The sequence below is a fragment of the Nostoc sp. JL23 genome (genome assembly GCF_017115065.1).
Lineage (GTDB): Bacteria > Cyanobacteriota > Cyanobacteriia > Cyanobacteriales > Nostocaceae > Nostoc > Nostoc punctiforme_A.
Map to the genome: position 1 here is coordinate 12,423 of NZ_JABXKN010000045.1, position 19,440 is coordinate 31,862.

The following is a 19,440-nucleotide window of genomic DNA, read 5'->3' on the forward strand; positions in this document are numbered from 1 at the left end:
TGTAATTACGTTCGCTTCTAAGTGTTTTTGAAGACATGAATTTTACACACCAAGTTCCCAACATGAGGAGAATTGACTAACTATTTTAGATGTGAAATTGGGGATAATTCATTAGTAATTAGTTAATGATTTCTTGTTCCCATAGTTGCTTTACCTTATGGATAGGGGCACACATTTGTGCGCCCCTAAAATCTGAAATATTTCTAAAATCTGGAAGTAATCGCTACTTAGCTTCCGTTATAGCCCGACTCAAGCGCGGCTTATCTAAACCAATCTGATTTAGTAGTAACCAAGATTGGATTAAGTCGGGGCCATGAACATCCCCAGTTAAGGCTGCTCGGAGCGATCGCATTACCAAGCCTTTTTTGACTTTTTGTTCTTTGACTACCAGTTTAATAATGTCTTGTGCGACGGCTTCCGAGAGTTGGGGCTGATTTTCTAAAGCTGTGACAATCGCCTCAAGTACAGCAGTAGAACCTTCTTGCTTCAATTGTGTACTGCCTTCTTCGCTAAATTCAACTGTATCGCTAAAAAACAGTTGGCCTTGAGGTACTGCATCTACCAGGCGAGTCAAACTCTGGCTAATTAAAGTTACTAGCTGTTCTAACCAAGGACGTTCTCTTCCACCATCAAATTTATAGCCAGCCGCTTCCCAAAAGGGGATAAGTAAATCTGTGAGTTTATCTACTGGCGTATTGTGGACATACTGACTGTTCAACCAATCCAGCTTGTCCCAGTCAAACTTTGCGCCTGCTTTATTTACACGCTCAAAGCCAAATTCTTTAGCTGCTGTTTCTAAGGTAAATATTTCTTGCGTCGAGTCCGGTGGCGACCAACCCAGCAATGTCATGTAATTTACCAAGCCTTCAGCAGTAAAGCCCATTTTCTGGAAGTCAGAAATTGAGGTGACGCCATCTCGCTTAGAAAGCTTGCGCCCTTCCATATTCAAAATTAACGGCGTGTGGGAAAACTCTGGAATTTTTGCACCCATTGCTTCATACAGCAGAATTTGCTTGGCGGTATTGGCGATGTGGTCTTCTCCGCGAATGACATGGGTGATTTGCATATCAATGTCATCCACTACAACGACAAAGTTGTATAAAGGTTGACCGCTTCCCTCTTCTGAGGCGCGGGCGATGACCATATCACCACCTAAATCGCTACCTCGCCAAGACATCTTTCCCCTTACTAGGTCATTCCAGACAATTTCCCGCCCATCTTCGATTTTGAAACGAATTACATAAGAACGACCTTCTGCTTCAAAGGCGGCGCGTTGTTCTGGGGTGAGGTTGCGGTGACGGTTGTCATAGCGAGGAGCTTCGCCTCTAGCTTTTTGGGCTTCTCGGAGCGCCTCTAGTTCTTCGGAAGTAGTGTAGCAGCGATAGGCTAATCCTTGATCTAGCAGTTTTTCTACTGCTTCTTTATAAAGATTCAGGCGTTGGGATTGAAAAAATGGCCCTTCATCCCAGTTCAGTCCTAGCCAGCGCAATCCTTCAAGAATATTATCGGTATATTCGGGACGCGATCGCTCTAAATCTGTATCTTCTATTCGCAGTATAAATTTCCCGCCGTGGTGACGGGCAAATAACCAGTTGAATACAGCCGTTCTAGCTGTACCAATATGCAAATTTCCGGTTGGACTCGGCGCAATACGGACTCTAACAGTCACAGTTAATTCTCTCTTTCGCAAAGCATGATAAATGTAGCTTATATTTAAATCCTGAATCCTGAGTCAACCTCTTTGGAGAATTCAAAATCCATCCAATATCACCAAACTTAGGTGATATGCTACTCATAAATTTAGAACGGGACTGACGGGGCTCGAACCCGCAACTTCCGCCGTGACAGGGCGGTGCTCTAACCAATTGAACTACAGTCCCTTGTTTGGCAACTTTGCTATTATCACTATTTTTTTTCTACTTGTCAAGTGTTTTGGAGTTGGAAATTAGAAATTCTTTTTAACTCGTCTCTCCCAAGTGCGAATTGTTCCTTAAACAGACCGTGATAATACAACCTGTGGCTCTGATTCCAGATGCTGCAATATTCGGGATTGCATTTGTTTATACTGCTGTTTCAATAGCTGTTTGCTCAATTGGGGTTGAGAAGCGGCTGGTAGACTATGACTCTGTTGCACCCAGGTTTTCAACATTTGCCGCTGAGTTGGCTCGATGCAACTGCTGAGAACCTTAATACAAGAATGTGGTGCTTCCAGAGTAAAGAAAATCAAAGGATATTGTTCATTTTCAGCCAGGAAACTTACCATCTTAAGATTTTGGGGATTTTGCATATCTAAGTAGCATGGTAGCCACTTAGGAGCCAATTGCCGATTGTATAGTACAGTTAACCACAACAGCATTGGATGAGGGGATGTCACAAAGATAAACTGGTTGTAACGGGTAGAAACCGCATAATTTTTGATTTCTTGTTTAGACAACATCAACCATAGCGCTGTCATCGAGCCTTGTGGGGTGTCTAGAAGCTGGGGAAAAACAATTTCTTGAATTGGTTTATTTGGAGGCCACAAAAGTTGCCGATAACTTTGTTCTATTGTGATTGGTAATGCAGAATTTAAAGGACGGCTAAGAACGGTGTTAGAGGCGATATTTGTAGGGAAGCTGGGACAATTAGACTGTTCTAAATTATTTAATACTTCCAAAATTTCAGTGATATTTTGGGGGCGATCGCTTACTTTTTTAGCCAGACAAGCCATAATTAAATTATTTAGTTTCTGAGGTATTTTCAGAGTGGGTTTAACATCTGCGATCGTTTTTGGTGTTTTAAAGTGATGTGCTTTATACCAAGCACCAAAGTAATCAGTTTCCGGTTGCCAAGGTTTTTTGCCTGTGAGCATCTCAAACATCATTACACCCAGGCTGTAAATATCAGAACGACTATCTAATTTTTCTCCATCTAGCTGTTCTGGAGAACAGTAAGGTAAAGTGCCATTAAATCCGCTACTTGTACTAGCTGTTGATGTATAATTTAAAAATCTGGCAATACCAAAATCGAGAATTTTAACTAACTGTCCCAATATCGGATCGGGAATAACTAATATATTGGCAGGCTTAATATCTCGATGAACCAACGGGCAAATTTTGCCATCAAGATTAATCCCTTGATGGGCACACTGTAAGCCCAAACAAATTTGGCGAGAGAGAGTCAAAAACATGGGCAGAGATAACGGAATTAAATCCTTTAAACTCTTGCCACATAGATATTCCATGACGTAGTATGGTTTTCCTTTCTCATTCACACCATAATCATACGCTCGCACTATATGTACGCTCTTTTGACTCAAGGCTGCACTCATTAAAGCTTCGCGAGCAAAGTCTTGTTGCATCTTGGTATTAACAACAGTTTGAGTCAAAAACTTGATAGCAACTGGTATACCTCCTAACAAAACATCATTTGCTAAAAAAACTTCACCCATACCACCCCTGCCAATTAATTGCTTGAGTTGATAACGATTAGCAAGCAAGCCAGTACTACTTAGAGATGTAAATGGACTTTGATTCACTTTGTTCACCTCTGGCGCTGAGTCCATTTAAAGTTAGCAATACACACATAAAAATATTATTAAGTTTAGGTAATGATAGTAATAATTTTGATTTTGATAGCAGAATTTCAACGACGCAATAGAAGTTTTAAAAACATTTTTAAGAATTTATTCATCCAAGTTTTTAAACCTTCTGTCTCAGATTTTTGATGTGTGGCTAAGTTTCGTAATATGTCTAACTTCAGCTTTTCGTACTCTGCTTTTAGAATATTTTTAGCTTGACTCGGCAAAATAAATTCATTTGACTGTTGACTCATATCTAACCAATCTACAAGTTGTTGACGCTGTTTAGCCGTGAGGTTTAAAGTCGTTACATGAGAGCAATGAGTTGGATCTTCTAGGGGAAAAAATAGTAAATGATAGTAACCTACTTCTGCTAAACTACGTGCTATATTTTGACCCTTATTATCTTTTAGATCCAGAAAATAAGGTAGCCACTTAGTTGTAGAAGGTTGGGCATCATATAGTACTGTTACCCACAGTAGCATGGGGTATACATTCATTTTAGTAATAAATTCAGTACCATGTATTTTATCCAAAAATTTTAGAACTTCTTGTTTGGGCAACATTGCCCAAAAAGTTGGTATAGGTCTTTGAGGAGTCTGTAGTAAATGGGGAAATCCAATTGGCGCAATTGGTTTATTCTTAGGCCAAGTTTTCTGCAAACACTCTTTTTCTGATAATAAAGTTGCCGGTACTAATTGAACTGGAAGTGAAACTTTAATAATATCGGTACTATTGTTAGAAATAACATTATTAACTTGAGCATTAACTTTTGCTAAATCTTCTAATATTTGGTTTATATTCTGAGGGCGATCGCTTACTTCTTTAGCTAAACAACTCATCAATATTTTTTCTAATATTTCCGGAATTTTAACTTGCGGATTTACTTCTTCAACTGTAGGTGGCATTTGAAAGCGATGGGCTTGATACCAAGTACCAAAGGAGTTACTTTTTGTTTGAAATGGGTGTTTCCCTGTCAGCATCTCAAACATTAGTACTCCCAAACTATAAATATCAGAGCGGACATCTAGCAGTTTACGCCCTTCCATATGTTCTGGAGAACAGTAAGGCAAACTGCCAATAAAAGAATCGGTTAGGGTCATCCCACTTCGCTCTGTTAAAAACTTGGCAATACCAAAATCTAGGATTTTAACAATTTCACCTTTTTTACTATCTTCAGCAATAAATATATTTTCTGGTTTAATATCTCGGTGAACAATAGGATAAATCTCTCCTTTAAGGCTGATACCTTGGTGGGCACATTGCAAGCCTAAACAAATTTGATTACAAATTTCTAAAAACTTCGATATTGTCAAGGGTTGAATTTTCAGAATTTGTTTGAGATTTTTTCCTTGAAGGTATTCCATTACATAAAATGGAGTTTTATCCTCAGTAACCCCATAACTTAAAATGCGAACAATATGTTTACTTTTGCGACCCAATTGAGCGCCAATAAAAATCTCTCTGGCAAAACGTTGGGACATTTGTTGGTTTGCCAAACTAAGTGATAATATTTTGATTGCGATTGGCATACCGCCTTTAGCCGTATCTTCTGCTAAATAAACTCTACCCATCCCCCCTTTGCCAATCAAATCTCTGATTAAATATCGATTGTTTAAAAATTGTCCGATGTAATCGTCTAATTCTGCTTTTTGCCCTACCATACTCTCAATTTTATTTTCTGGCATAAAAATCATTTATAAAAAATGTTATTGGCAAAATACTTTAATTAAGTCTAGCTAATTATTAAATTTAAATCTAAGAGATATCCTAATTTTGAGAAAATTAATTATATGCTGTAAATATGCTTAAGCCCTCTGCAAAAGCTATTAAACATTGTGTAACATATTTATTAAGGAGTACGGTTGAGAAATTACACGTAAACTATAAATAAGCTAGATAAAGTTACCTAGTATATTCAGTGAATACACAGGATAAATCAGAAATAACTAAATAAAAGTCAAGTTGCGATGTCTATTACGGGCTACGCCTAAACACCTTTATTAAAGCTTAAAATTTGGGAGTACCCGGCGTAATAATCTAATTAGCGGATTTTCAACTTTAAGTTTAAAGGCTAGTATCTGAGTGCGTTGTAGGGAGTTAAAATTATTGTCGCTGATGAGAATTAATGATTGTTGACCATCCGGTAGTTTTGGGCCAAGAGTTAAGCCTTCAATGTTGTCTAGCAGTACATCTAGTTTTCTCAAATCTAACAACAGTTTTTTCTTAACTGGTTTAATATTTTTGAAATCAATTGCTAAAATGCTATCAATATTATGAATGTCATCGGCTTCTTCTAAAGAAACCTGAAACAGGGAAATAGCAAATCCTAAACCAGTAAAAGATCGTTCTAAACTTAGGAAGTGTCCTTGATTATCGAGAGCAAGTAAATCGGGTAATCCACTAGCGAATTTACCAATCAGATTCAAAAATGGTGCAACTGGTTCAGTTTGGTAAAGAAATTCCTTTTCTGGCTGATTGTTGAGCAAGTTGTATTGCAAAATGCGGCAAGGACTACCGATGTTAGGTTTAGCTGCGACACCATCTTGAATTAGAGCATTTTCGGTGGCTGTGAATAGATGCTTTTTATCAGGTGTGATGGTGAGACTTTCAAAAGCTAAATTGTTGCGGATACCTTTTTGATTAGTTTTATCTGGTAAAAATTTTTTTGGAATGGGTAGTGTTACAATTTCTTTGCCAGAAGATAGTAAGAACTCTTTAATAAACGGATTGATTAATTTTGCAGCATCGCCTTCAGAAGAAACAAATACAGTTTCTTTATTAGTTAAGGCAATACCTTCTGTATCAGTTTCACCAGGGCTAAATGTTTGACCATTTTCATTTAATAATATGGTAATACTGACTGGAATAATTCCAGATTTTTGTAGTAAACCTTTGCTAAAATCGATTTTTAATGTGTAGAAACGAGCGGCAGCTTTTTGTGCCCGATCATCTGCAATAGCGTAATAAAGGTTGTTTTTAGCATTATATGTAATTCCAGATAAACCTCCTACTTCAGCTTTTTGGAAAATTAAACCTTTCGGTAAGGTGGCTTCCCCGATAAATTCTATACTACTGACTTCAACACTATTTGATAGTAAGTTTGTGAATAATACACTAATAATTAGAATCGGGATGAAAAAGTAAATAATTCGTGGAAATACAAATAATTTTTTAATTAACTTCATGGAAAACTATAAATTTTTAAAATCATAAACAAGATAGTACTGAGTGCTGAATAATCAGTGCTCAACATTCATTAAGCAAGTCGCAAATCATATTCATCTTGGAAAAAGTTGACAAGCCAATCTTTCACTTTATGGGTGGCGCGGCAGTCATCTTCGTTGTAGCGTTGGATAATTTCTAGTAAGGTGCGATCGCCTGTTTCTAACCATTGATCATACCAGTAAATACATTTAGCACCACTGGCTTCTTTATCACGCCATTCAAATCCTATCCAACGAGCGATCGCTTTCAAGGCATAGCTTTCTACGGGCAATGCTACACTTTGGGTTAATTGTTCATACACATCCACAAATCGATTCAGTAGAGGACGCACTAAGGAGTGTGGAGTGCCGTAAAGTTTTGCTAACCGTTTAACTGTATCAAACTCGTAGACACAAAAATGATAAATTGGCGCTTCGGGATATTGCCAAACCAAATCCAAAAATTGCTGCCAAACTAATTCTTCATCTTCTGGTTTGTCTGCTAAAAAGGAATAAAATTGTTCTGTATTAGCCTGTCTATTAACGACCAAAACCCCTAAGAGATAATCTAAATCTAAGTCTGGCTGGGCTTCAATATCAAAATAAAGCTCTATGGGCGCTGTGAATGTAATATCTTCTGTTGGTAGCGGATATGGTAAAATTAAGGGTCGTTTTTCTAATGTAGATTGAGCTTGCACTACCAATTTGGGCGCTACTTGCTTATCAAAACCAAGCAGGTTTTCTAAGCTGCTGGGACTGGTGTTAGCAAGAGATTCCAGTGTGATAATGTCTAAGGCTTGGAGTTGAGTGTAGCGAAGGGGTGTTACACCTGGTAGCAGTGAGAGATGTTTTTCAGATTGAGCGATCGCATAACATTCACTATACCAATGGCAAAAATTGCACTTTTGGCGAGAAATAAACACCTCTGGCGGATTCGGTGACTCTAAAACTTGAATAAACTCCTCCAGAATCTGCTGCATCCGTGGTGTCCATTTGCCCAGATCCACTGCATAATTCTTATTTTTGGTTCGTAATATGAGTGAAGCTGTTTCAGGCGCAACTCCCTGCACTGTTGCCAACACTTGGGCATGAAATGCAGCGACAACCTGATATTCTTGCTTAGGGCGCTTACCCAGTTCAATATTCGCCGGGACATAGATCCAATCTCCAAAATGGGATTGTCCTGGTTGTTTCACGAGTAAATCTGGACGACTTAGCAGGGTGTCTGCTTCAGAATAATTTGCTAACAGTACTCCTTTATAGATGTACTCAACCCCACGCTGCATCAATTCTAAAGTTGCCTTCTCTGCCTTTTCCCAGTTTCCATAAGAATAATCTGGTTGGTGATAAGTTATTTGTGCCAAAGCACTCAACTGATGAGCGATTTTGTCCTGTTGGAGTTTCCGTAGCAACTCATTAGGGGCATCGCGCTGACTTTTGTCACCGTGGATATCTAGAAAAGGTCGGCGTTTACAGCGTTGGTATTGCAGTAGGAGTTCAGCATTAATTAGCATCCTTTTAAGTTAACAAGAATTAGCACAATCTGGGAGTAACTGTGACAATTAAAATCTAGAAGTGGCAATCGCGTCCACGCTTAATTTGCCGTTTATTTTATACTGTCAACATCTAGCTATTGGCGTAAGGGACTTCCAAAAAATAAATTATCCCAAATTACTTGTAAATTTTTAGGGACGCACATCTGTGCTACCCAGAGATAGGATGTTTTTTCACTGAAAGTCCCTAAACAGCACAAGCGTTTGTTTTTCTCCCAAATTACAGATGAGAGAGAATGACAAAATCGCTTTTGAATTTCAATAGCCTGTATACAGCAGATATCCCCTGTGAATTATGACTAGTATTTCTGCATCACCAATCAAGCTGCATCGGCATCGAGAGCAATTTCCTGCTTTAGCGAATAAGGCTTATTTCAATTATGGGGGACAAGGGCCGATGCCCCAGAGGGCAATGGATGCTATGACCCAAACTCAAGCTTATGTTCAGGAAATAGGCCCCTTTGGTAATGAGGCGTATAGCTGGATAGCGCCCCAGACTCAAGCTGCTAGAGTTGCGATCGCTTCCGAATTTCATGCACCATCTGAAACAATTACCCTCACCCAGAATGTCACTGTTGGCTGTAATATCGCCATGTGGGGTATTGAATGGCGTACTGGCGACCATCTGTTGCTCTCAGACTGCGAACATCCAGGTGTAATTGCCACAGCGCAGGAAATCTCGCGGAGATTCGCTGTAGAAGTTACCACCTGTCCCCTAAAAGCAACTTTAAATGAGGGCGATCCGATAGAAGTTATTGTCCAGCATTTGCGTCCCAAGACCCGTCTTGTGATCTTGAGTCATGTTTTTTGGAATACTGGTCAAGTTTTACCTCTTGATAAAATTGCCGAAGTATGCAGGAATAATCATTCTTTTTTACTGATAGATGCTGCCCAATCTGCTGGTTTATTGCCTTTAAACTTGACTGAATTGGGAGTAGATTTTTATGCTTTCACTGGTCACAAATGGTTATGTGGCCCTGCGGGTGCTGGTGGTTTGTATGTTCGACCAGAAGCACGAGAAAGCCTGAAGCCTACGTTTATTGGCTTGAATGGCATTGTTGTAGATAGTCAATCTCAGCCTGTGGATTGGCTTCCCGATGGGCGACGATACGAAGTATCTACATTAGCTTATCCCTTGTATCTTGGGTTAAAGGAAGCGATCGCAATTCATCAGCAATGGGGAACGTCACAGGAACGTTACGAACAAATTTGCCACAACAGTGAGTACCTCTGGCGACAATTGACGGCGTTACCCAATATTAAATGTTTGCGAACTTCCCCACCCGAAAGCGGTATAGTCTCCTTTCAACTTGAAAATAAGCAACCTCAAGCTAATTTGAAGTTGGTAAAATTTTTGGACTCACAAAGGATATTAACTCGGACAATTGCCGATCCTAGCTGTATACGTGTTACTGTTCATTACTTTACTTTAGAATCGGAAATCGACTTATTGATTGAGGCGATTCAAAGTTTTTGCAAAATTAATTAAAAGTTAGGAGTTGTAAGTTAGCGTGTAGAGATTATGATTTTAACTCCTAACTCCTAACTCCTAACTTAAAAATGGAACGCCCAATTTTATACTTAGCGATAACTAACCACGGCTTTGGTCATGCTACCCGCACGGCTTCTGTAGCTGCAAAAATTCAAAAGTTATGTCCAGAAGTTCTACTAATTGTGGTGAGTACTGCCCCACGCTGGCTGCTAGAGTGCTATATAGAAGGCGATTTTATCTATCGTCCTCGTGCATTTGATTTGGGTGTGGTGCAAACAGATAGTTTGACAATGGATAAAGTAGCAACTTTAGAAAAGTTGCTGGATATTAAGAAGCATCAAAATTCGCTGATTGCCTCAGAGGTGAATTTTATCCGCCAAAATCGTGTTAATCTCATTTTGGCTGATATTCCCTTCCTCGCTTCTGGGTTTGCCAAAGCTGCAAATATTCCCTGCTGGATGATGAGTAACTTTGGGTGGGACTTTATCTACCGGGATTGGGGAGGTGAATTTACCGCAGTTGCAGATTGGATTAGTGATTGGTATTCAAAGTGCGATCGCTTGTTTCGTCTCCCTTTCCACGAACCAATGCCAGCTTTTAAGAATATCACAGATGTCGGCTTAACAGGCGGTTCCCCCCGTTACTCTGCTAATGATTTACGTTCTCTTTGGGGAATAACTGCACCAGTCGAAAAAACTATTTTGTTGACTTTTGGCGGCTTAGGTTTACAGCAAATTCCTTATGAGAACATGGCGCGATTTCCAGATTGGCAATTTATCGTATTCGATCAATCTGCACCTGATTTACCTAATTTAGTGAAAATTAATGACCGCAAATACCACCCTGTAGATTTTATGCCTATTTGTGGGCGAGTTGTCTCTAAACCTGGTTATAGTACTTTTTCGGAAGCCACAATACTAGGATTACCAATAGTCACCATACCGCGTGAAGACTTTGCCGAAGCAACTTTTATAGTAGAAGGCATAACTAATTATAATCAACATCAAATCATCACCCCATCTGAGTTTTTTCAAGGGACTTGGAATTTCCTCCATGAGTTACCCCAACCTCCAAGAAAATCTCAACTAATTGCTAAGGATGGGAATGAAGCGATCGCTAAAGCTGTTATCAATTATTTACAGACGAAATAAAGTTATTTAAAGTAACATCAATTAATAATGGAATCTTCAAGCATAGATAAAGAAACTCTAGAATTAGCCACCCAAAGAACATGGATTAAATAAGATGCAAAAATTCCTGTTTTAAATGACCGAAAACGACTCATTATACAAGCTCATAAATTTATTTATGGGAATCATTAATTTTGAATTTTGAATTTTGAATTTTGAATTCGGAGCGAAGCAACGTGACTCACTACCAAAAGTTACTAAAAATTTCCACTACTGGCAAATCTTTTTACAATATCACTGCAAAAATTGCAGATGCAGTTACAGAGTCGGGGGTGGAAACTGGTCTTTGTACTTTATTTTTACGCCATACTTCAGCCAGTTTAGTTATCCAAGAAAATGCCGATCCTGATGTTCTTGTGGATCTAGCTAATTTTATGGCGAAACTCGTGCCAGAATCAGGCAAATACATCCATGATGCAGAAGGTCCCGATGATATGCCAGCACATATCCGTACTGCACTCACCCACACTTCTGAACATATCCCCATTAATCGTGGTCACTTAGTACTAGGAACTTGGCAGGGAATTTATATTTGGGAACACCGCCAGCGCAGTCATTCCAGAGAATTGGTTGTTCACATTTCTGGCTAGCCAATTCTCAAGTTTTATTGAAAGTGGAGTTATGTAGAGTTTAAATACTCTGGTTATACTGTCTACCTTTTGGATATAATCTCCTAAAGTCACGGCGATATGCATCAAATAAATTTAGCCTTGATAACTTTCTTATCACAATTATTGATGCAAAATTAACCAGATATGCACTCAATAATTCGTGTATATTTGTAAATCCAAAAGTTAAGTTTATTGGTGATTATTAAATAATCTAATTATGCCGATATACACTAATATTTGGTGTAAGCTGTCTGGGCTATTACTATTACTATGAAGCAAAAACTAACACCAACGAATACTTTTCAACTTATTGATGAAATCCTTGCCCAGCAGTCTGTTAAATTATTGTCACTAAGTCCCCAAAAAACATTAATTACCAGCTTTGCAGAATTAGGAAATTTGATTGCACCACAAAACACCGACATTCAAATTCTCACAACTCTTCAAGAAACTCTCGAAAGTATAGTCTGTACTCAAATAGAAAACTTCCCAGAAAACATATTTTGGGATTTTGATTTTCTGGTAAGTAGTATGCTTAGACAGGCTTTAAACGCAGAAGAAGGCGCTATTTATTTCTTAAGAATTTTTTGTGAAAAGATGGTTTGTCTGACGGAGATGTTCGGAAATAAAACGGAAATGCGCTTCCGTTATGTTCATGATTTTATGTATGGATTTGAGTGGGCAAGATGGGTACAAAAAGAGCCACAAAAACGCGCACACATAGAGCCTTTTAGTCTGTTATTTTTGGATTATTTGCTTGTCAAAGGTAAGGAACTTTTACAACGTATTAATCATGGTCAGGTCGTATCTTATAAACTGTGTGAGACAGGCTACCGCAACCCCTTTACCTTTTCTCGTGAACCAGAAGATGAATACCGTCTACTAACTTATCTTGCTGAAGAACAACTTATTCCAGTAGCAGTATGGGACTGGAATGCTAGCCCTGTATGGAACAAACCTTTTCAAGAAATGCGCCAGCAATTAGCATTAAAATTAAATATTCAACCACAGAGACGCTGATTAGCAATTAAAAATTGCTGAAGAAAATAATTATGAAAATTGCTGATTTAATTACTTGGTTTGAAGCATGGGCAAATCCTGCTTGGTGTGAAAGTTGGGATAATTGTGGCTGGCAAATTGAACCAGGAGTTTTGCAGGAAGAAACACGGGTTTTGGTGTGCTTGACACCGACTTTGGCGGTAATGGAGGAAGCGATCGCAGAAAATGCTAATCTGATATTTGCCCATCATCCCTTGATTTTTAATCCTCTCAAATCTTTACGCACTGGTGAAGCGATCGCTGAAATGGTACGGTTAGCCTTTACCCACAATATTGGTATTTACACTGCCCACACTAATTTTGACCAAGTGCAAGATGGGACCGCTGACGTTTTGGCTCAGATTTTAGAACTCAAAGAAGTTACTCCCATAGTACTTACACAAGGAGGATTAGGATATGGTCGTGTTGGTTTGCTAGAGCCATTTCTGACATTACAGGAATTACTCGCAACGATTCAAACCCGACTTGCTCCCCCTAATTTAATTTTTTCCCCGACTGCTGATTTACAGCAAACAATTTCACGAGTTGCCGTTTTAGGGGGTTCGGGAGCTAGTTACATTTCAGCCGTCGCCAAAACTGGTGCCCAAGCTTATCTGACTTCTGATTGTAAGTTTCATCAGTTTCAAGAAAGCCGCGATCGCAATCTCATTTTAATCGATGCTGGACATTACGCTACTGAACGTCCGGCTTGCGATCGCTTGGTGCAAAAATTCCAGTCTTTAAACTTAGACTGGGTGCAATTAAGTCAAAAAGATGAAGATTTCCGCCAGTTTTTTGCTTGATTACTGATGCTTGATTGGATTTTGTGGATGCTTATCGAAAAAATTGATTGTTATCTTTTAACTATTGTTAAAACATTCAGCTTCTCAACATTGATGCTGAAAATTCCTCTGCCCTTTTATCTCTGTATATTAATAGACGGAGTATCGAAAAATCATATTGTGATGTAAATCACTGGTTGAGTGTAATACTAATCACACAGTATCAATGTTTCATATCAATTAGCAAGAGAAGAAAATGTTCCACACTAGACCTAATAATTTGCTCACCCTGCCCTAATCAAGATGATTCGCACAATTATTGCATCTGCTTTCCAAACTGGATATCTTAGTGTTGAATCTGAGGGTTTACTCCAGCAGGTGCTAGCCACTAAATGCTATCAATCAGAGGATTTGCCAGATATTGCAGCCCTATATGATGCAGTTCGCGCAGGTAAAATTAAACGAGAAGCATCCTCGTCGAACGCGCTTATAGAATTTCCCTTACCACATAAATCCTCCTGAGACTTCTGGAGTAAAATTTTCTCATGGTCTTTCCCCCTACCTCTTCCCTTACACTGTTGCCTTTTTTCAGGCAAAAACCTGAAAAACTCAAAACTATTTGGGTGTTGTTGTTGAAAAGCATCAAGGTCAGCAAGAGAATGAGTTAAGATCAGATACAAGTGGGTAAAAGTAAAGCCAAGTCCCCGGACTTCCCAGTAATGCCAATGATTAAAACTAGGCAAGTTAAACAACCGCAATCAACGATTGTTTTGGAGTATTCTTTATTACATAATGGTAAGAATGACTCACCAACAAATATAAACCTGGTTAGGACAGGTACCGAATTGTTTGACTTCTATAGAAGCAGACATTCCCTAGAATAAGCCGGAGGGAGATTGAGTTCATTGCTAGAGCATGTGATTTATGACCTAATATTATCCTGATATTTTGACAACTAAAAGCAAATTTTGGGATTGGGTTATGAAGCGTACTTGTTCTGAACAGTGAAATTAACCTCTTAAAGGTGTAATGTAATGGGGTAGAACCCAGATTTTGACAGGTTTAACTACGTTGTTTAAAAAGGCAGAAACAGTACATGCTACACCGCAAGATTTATCAACTGTGTTGCGATGGGCGCGAGGTATGTGTTTTCTTGCGGGACCAGCAACGCTGGATTGAACGCGCCCGCATCATAGACATAGAGGGAGATTTAGTGACCCTACGCTATGAAACAGAAGAAGAGGACGAAGTTTGTTCTTGGGAAGAAATGGTTCGCCTCGAGAGCATTGGTGCTGTAACGCAAAAATTGGCTTCAGTACCGCGCGGTAATGTAGAACCTCTGATGACTGAAGATTGTCCCGAAGCAGAGCGTATCCACAACCGTTACACTGACTCGAATCCAGAATAATTCCGTGCTGAGTGCCCAGTGCTGAGTAACAAATCCTAACTCAGCATTAAGCATTCAGGACTCAGGATTAGATAAGCCTTCAAAGGCAGGACAGTAACCTTCGAGAGTTACCTTAAAGTTATACAACGGGGAAGCTGGGTTCCAACACCGCTGCCCCCTTTGATGTCGGCAAGTACCACAACAGTCTACATCTGTCCATGTATAGCGATCGCTGTTTTGGTTGAGCAGTTCTCGTTGAGACAATCCCCTTAATACTAGTTCTTCCCCTTGCCAACGAGCTTCGATTAAACCAGTATCGGCAAATTGCCGCCAACGCGGATCGGCAGTAATCACATTGGGTAGGGTAATTGTGATTACTGTTCCTAACTCTGTCAGTTCGCCTTCGTAGTTAGTCTCAGGTGCTGCCGGTTGTAAAAATGTGTCGCCGATGGGCAGTTCTACTAAGGTATCAGCCGCCGGGGAATGTATATGGTAGCGGTTTTGCAACTCCTCTAAGCTAGTCAGGTCTGCCAAGTAGGCAGGAGAACCGTGGACAAAAATGACGTGCTGGGGTCGCAAATTATGAATTAGCTGCGTAGTACCAGGGCCATCACTATGTTGAGCTAAGAGATAGCTTTCGACAGTGGTGGGCGCTAAATATTCTTTATTAACTTTTATATCAATTTTTTCTGGTAGGAGAATCAGCCAGGGGCCGGTATCTAGTTGGCAATGTTCACCTAAATCAGATGTCGAGTCGGTGAGGACAATACAAGGTGAATTGCCCACTGTGGGACGATGTTCTGGTTGTAACCGCCGCACGCGGGGACGCACCCGTTCATCCCAAAATAAGGGTTGATGGCGGGCAAAGTTCTGCACCGATGGGGGGAGATGGGGTAGCAGTTCAAGGTATGCATCGCAGCCAGTGGCGACAGCACCATCTACCCAGATATCCAAATCTCGTCCGGTGAAGTGGTGATGCGATCGCAAGAGCATTAATAATTCTTGACCCAATCCTAAAGCCGGGGTGGGAAGAATTACAGAACAATGGTCAGCGATCGCGCGATTAATTCGCTCGGCTAGTTGATTTTCTTGGTTACGGCGGTGAGGATGACGGGATGTGCCATAACTACCTTCAATGATTAGCACATCCAAGTCTAAGCCCCGCAGTTCCTCTAAACGTAAACCTTCTACTAGGCGGGAATTGGACAGGAAAAAGTCACCTGTATACAGTAGTTTGTAAGTACGCTGCTTGGTAGTGTAGGTCAGGAGAATTGCAACTGCTCCTGGTAAATGCCCTGCGGGAAATAATTCTGCCACCAAACCATCTTGCAATTCTATAGGCGATCGCAATGGCAAGGCATGACAAAATTGGGAAATTTTCTCAGGGTCTTCGTCTACCCAATTCAGTGGCAGCAACTTACTAGTCACCTCACTACTATAAATAGGCAACTTGGGAAAAGCTTTATGCAGCGCCAGTAAGCCTTTGGCGTGATCTGGGTGAGCATGACTAATCAAAACTAAATCTGCTGGTAGGGGCGAACTAGTTCCACCTCTCGACTTAGTAAGCCCCTTAGCCAGCGATGAAATATCCTCAAAACCACAGTCCAATAGGATGCGGTGTGGCCCCATTTTCACCAATAAACACACGCCCTCATTGTCATGTTGGACACTATAGGGCAAACATTCTAATTCAGTACCCGCTTCCGCAGCATCTACCCTAGAGGATGCCGACAGATTATCCCTCATGCTCTCCTCCCCTCAAACCTCATCATCATGGACATATCCCAAAAGCCAAAAGTTACAAAAATTTTGGTTTTGTGACTTAGGGGTAAGTTTTATCGTGCGCCCCTACACCCTGAGAATACAGATTTTTGATTGGGGAGGACGCCTCCACCGAACCCGCACTGGTTCGGAAAGGTGAGCTAACGAAAAGCCATCAAGCTAGTAACTTAAGGAGTCTGGCTCTTGTTTATTTTCCCTTTGCAAGTTCTGAGCTATTTTAGTCAACTCACCCTACAGCAAGTCGCCAAAGGGTCTACAGACTTATCTCAATGTGCGGAGCCGTTACCGTGATAGTTATCTGAATCATAAAATCCGTTTTTCGTGCCAAAGAATAAGCACGAAAGCGTAAATATAACTGTTAACCCGGCTAGAATCAGCTTTACATCCATTTGTTTGCTGCCCTTGAATCAAGACTTTCCTATATTAATTTAGTGCTTCCGCAATCAAACGGAATCACTAGAAAATCTTTACTATGCTTATATGGATTGGGCAATAGGTAAATTTACCGCAATCAGTCAGATTGTAGAACCTTTCGGTCAAGCTGTCTATCCATTTAGATGTAAAGCAATATGACAGCAGGAGCAATTTTCTACAGCCTGTAAAAATCCTCATCTAGAATCTGCTCAATCGAAAAAGGACAAACGGTAGGATATTCACTTTCGTGGGGTATGCGAATTCCAAACTTAGCTAGCTTATCTTCCTTAATTGCTAGCTTACGAGCATCTGGGTAGGCTTTTTCCACAGCCTCAACCAGAAAACTTTTGAGAGAAGAAGTATCTGCCAAATTATTTAGAACTCGCTGACGATGTTCAAGTATGGAGCTATACCAGCTGCCTTTGATGCTATCGGGGACATCACACTGAACGCGTAACTTGAGTAAATGTGCTAACAAAATTGTCAGATTGCTTTTGAGCGCATTTTTTTCTGCTTTACCCAAATCAACTAGTTCTGCAATCAAATGCTCAATATCCAACGCCTCAAATTCATGATTTTGTAACTGTTGAATGGTTTGCTCAATCCATAATTGCAAATCTTGATCGTATAGCGGGTTAGGCATTTCTCATATCAACTCCTAGTTACTGACTCGATCATAGCGATGAATGCGATCGCACTTAGAGGTTGTTTGAAAAGTGGTTGGCTGTGATTTGAGGCACTAACCGATCCCCCCTAACCCCCCTTAAAAAAGGGGGGAACCGGAATCAAAGTCCCCCAATTTATCGGGGGATTTAGGGGAATCTAGAACGTTTTGTTACCGAGAAGAAAACTTTTCAAACATCCTCTTAGAGCCAAGACAATGGAATTGCTTGCGGTACAGTGCATGAACGCGGCTACACAGGTACGAATAACGGATTATCTAGTTCGCAACAACTGCACAAAGGTATTACTCACCGTGTTGTCTTTGGTGTCGGCAGCGTATTGAATCAATTTTTCTCGCAGTTCTTTGGCTGCATCTAAAGGAAGTAAGGTTGCTAGCAAGAAATAAACACCACGAAAACGCGGGTCGCCCATTCTATCAACTAATATTCCTTCGGCGGCATCAGTTTCGCCGAGAAAGTTTTGCACCAAGAAGAAATCCATGATTTTATCGTGGCGGAAGTACCATTCTTTCTTGGCTTCGCCTTTTTCACCTTCCCACTGACGGCTGACTACCATTTTGTATTTCTCGTCTGACAAGGACATGACAACTTGGTGAAATTCATCTGCGGGTAGGGCTTGTTTGTCTTCGAGTCGCATTTGGTAGACTGCGGCTGAGAATTTCTTTAAGGGAAATTCTTGTTTCCATTCTTGCAGGTATTCTGCCGCCATTAAATTGTATTGCTGTTCTTGCAGGCGAAACAAGTTTGGATATTTACCTTGTGATAACATCAGCGCTACCACAGTTAAATCCATTGGATTGGAAAGAGTTCGTTGGGCAGCGTTTAACTCTTCTTTGACTTGCTGGTTATTGAGGACTTCTGTTAAATAATTGGTGCAGGCTTTGGCGTAATCATCGCCTTGAACTTTGGCATCTTTGGGGAGTCGCGGCTGACGGGATATCAAAAACTGTTGAATTTGTTGTTGTTCAAGGGGGTGCAAGTAGTATATTTTTGCTGTTGAGGGCGGTATCCATTCTAGGGGCTGAGTAGTCATTATAATGTTGCCCCGGAAATAGCTTTCGACAAACTGGCAGATTTTAGCCCGTGTTTCGGCGGTGACTTCGTTGAGTCCGTCGATGCAGATATCTATTGCACCACTGTAAATCAGGTTTTTTAGGAAGCCGGCATCTTGGGCTTGGCCGTGTAGCTTGTCTTGGATGGCTTCAATTACGCCTTTATTACACTTTTGGGCGGGGAGATAAACGACAATGCGTTGGGAGTTTTTCAACAGATGCCGCAGAAACATCGACTTGCCTAAGCCGGAATCTCCTTCTAAGATAATTTGTCCTTGAATACTGGGTAAGGCTGGGGTAATTGGCAGTATATCTCCTGAGACGGGAACTTTGACTTTAGATTCTGGGAAGTATGATTGCTCATAAAAATTATCTAAGCCGGCATCGGCTAATAGGGAAGGTTTGAATGGTTCAAATAATTTGCGCCGGAAGGGTGGAAACCAGGTAAGGAGAAAGCCGACATAGCCGACGCCGAGAATCCGGCGTACCCAAGGGTTCCAGAAGAAGATGGCTTGGACTTGGGGAAATTTTGGGTAGGCAAAGATCAGGGCTAGCCAAAAGGCAGCATGAATGAGGATGGTGTTGTTGGCTTTGAAAAACCATTGCCAATATTCCACATTATTAATTACTGACTGTAATGTTAGGGAAAACAAGTGATATTAATTTATTTCGAGGCAACCGACATAAATTT

General features: G+C 40.4%; 14 protein-coding genes, 1 tRNA gene and 1 pseudogene. 7 read left to right on the forward strand and 9 right to left on the reverse strand.

Features of this window, described 5'->3' with window-relative positions:
- Positions 1-223: 223 nt before the first annotated feature.
- From gltX to HWQ42_RS09250, 6 genes are all read right to left on the reverse strand, one after another.
- Positions 224-1,669, reverse strand: a complete 1,446-nt coding sequence (gene gltX / locus HWQ42_RS09225) for a glutamate--tRNA ligase (RefSeq protein ID WP_292811201.1) — start codon at positions 1,667-1,669, stop codon at positions 224-226.
- A 137-nt stretch (positions 1,670-1,806) separates the two neighbouring features.
- A tRNA-Asp gene (locus tag HWQ42_RS09230) sits at positions 1,807-1,880 on the reverse strand.
- A gap of 110 nt (positions 1,881-1,990) precedes the next feature.
- The gene (locus HWQ42_RS09235) at positions 1,991-3,517 is read right to left on the reverse strand and encodes a serine/threonine-protein kinase (RefSeq protein WP_292811203.1); all 1,527 of its coding nucleotides are present in this window, start codon (positions 3,515-3,517) and stop codon (positions 1,991-1,993) included.
- Between the two features lie 107 nt (positions 3,518-3,624).
- A complete protein-coding gene (locus HWQ42_RS09240; RefSeq protein WP_292811205.1) occupies positions 3,625-5,247 on the reverse strand; it encodes a serine/threonine-protein kinase in 1,623 nt (540 codons plus the stop codon).
- 315 nt (positions 5,248-5,562) lie between these two features.
- The gene (locus tag HWQ42_RS09245; protein WP_292811207.1) at positions 5,563-6,747 is read right to left on the reverse strand and encodes an esterase-like activity of phytase family protein; all 1,185 of its coding nucleotides are present in this window, start codon (positions 6,745-6,747) and stop codon (positions 5,563-5,565) included.
- A gap of 71 nt (positions 6,748-6,818) precedes the next feature.
- The gene (locus HWQ42_RS09250) at positions 6,819-8,279 is read right to left on the reverse strand and encodes a TM0106 family RecB-like putative nuclease (RefSeq protein WP_292811210.1); all 1,461 of its coding nucleotides are present in this window, start codon (positions 8,277-8,279) and stop codon (positions 6,819-6,821) included.
- A gap of 334 nt (positions 8,280-8,613) precedes the next feature.
- On the opposite strand from HWQ42_RS09250, the gene HWQ42_RS09255 reads away from it, so the two are divergent.
- The 7 genes from HWQ42_RS09255 to HWQ42_RS09285 all read left to right on the forward strand — a co-directional run bounded on the left by HWQ42_RS09255 (position 8,614) and on the right by HWQ42_RS09285 (position 14,839).
- Positions 8,614-9,807, forward strand: a complete 1,194-nt coding sequence (locus tag HWQ42_RS09255; protein WP_292811212.1) for an aminotransferase class V-fold PLP-dependent enzyme — start codon at positions 8,614-8,616, stop codon at positions 9,805-9,807.
- Positions 9,808-9,878: 71 nt separating this feature from the next.
- On the forward strand, positions 9,879-10,961 hold the full coding sequence (locus tag HWQ42_RS09260; RefSeq protein WP_292811215.1) for a glycosyl transferase: 1,083 nt from the start codon (positions 9,879-9,881) through the stop codon (positions 10,959-10,961).
- 215 nt (positions 10,962-11,176) lie between these two features.
- Positions 11,177-11,590 carry a secondary thiamine-phosphate synthase enzyme YjbQ gene (locus HWQ42_RS09265; RefSeq protein WP_292811217.1) on the forward strand — a complete coding sequence of 138 codons (414 nt, stop codon included), beginning with the start codon at positions 11,177-11,179 and terminating at the stop codon, positions 11,588-11,590.
- A gap of 291 nt (positions 11,591-11,881) precedes the next feature.
- Entirely contained in the window at positions 11,882-12,631 is a 750-nt protein-coding gene (locus tag HWQ42_RS09270; RefSeq protein WP_292811219.1) for a hypothetical protein, read from the forward strand.
- 32 nt (positions 12,632-12,663) lie between these two features.
- Positions 12,664-13,452: a Nif3-like dinuclear metal center hexameric protein gene (locus HWQ42_RS09275; protein ID WP_292811221.1), complete on the forward strand. Its 789-nt coding sequence runs from the start codon at positions 12,664-12,666 to the stop codon at positions 13,450-13,452.
- Between the two features lie 282 nt (positions 13,453-13,734).
- Positions 13,735-13,953, forward strand: a complete 219-nt coding sequence (locus HWQ42_RS09280) for a hypothetical protein (RefSeq protein WP_292728880.1) — start codon at positions 13,735-13,737, stop codon at positions 13,951-13,953.
- A gap of 574 nt (positions 13,954-14,527) precedes the next feature.
- Positions 14,528-14,839: a DUF6679 family protein gene (locus tag HWQ42_RS09285; RefSeq protein WP_012408115.1), complete on the forward strand. Its 312-nt coding sequence runs from the start codon at positions 14,528-14,530 to the stop codon at positions 14,837-14,839.
- Between the two features lie 54 nt (positions 14,840-14,893).
- Here HWQ42_RS09285 and HWQ42_RS09290 read toward each other — a convergent pair whose 3' ends face one another.
- The 3 genes and pseudogenes from HWQ42_RS09290 to HWQ42_RS09300 form a co-directional block, all read right to left on the reverse strand.
- On the reverse strand, positions 14,894-16,564 hold the full coding sequence (locus HWQ42_RS09290) for an MBL fold metallo-hydrolase (RefSeq protein ID WP_292811224.1): 1,671 nt from the start codon (positions 16,562-16,564) through the stop codon (positions 14,894-14,896).
- A 625-nt stretch (positions 16,565-17,189) separates the two neighbouring features.
- Positions 17,190-17,657, reverse strand: coding sequence for a DUF29 domain-containing protein (locus tag HWQ42_RS09295; RefSeq protein WP_292811226.1), 468 nt, complete (start codon positions 17,655-17,657; stop codon positions 17,190-17,192).
- A gap of 293 nt (positions 17,658-17,950) precedes the next feature.
- Positions 17,951-19,390: pseudogene (locus HWQ42_RS09300) on the reverse strand (NACHT domain-containing NTPase); the annotation flags it as partial.
- Positions 19,391-19,440 lie beyond the last annotated feature (50 nt).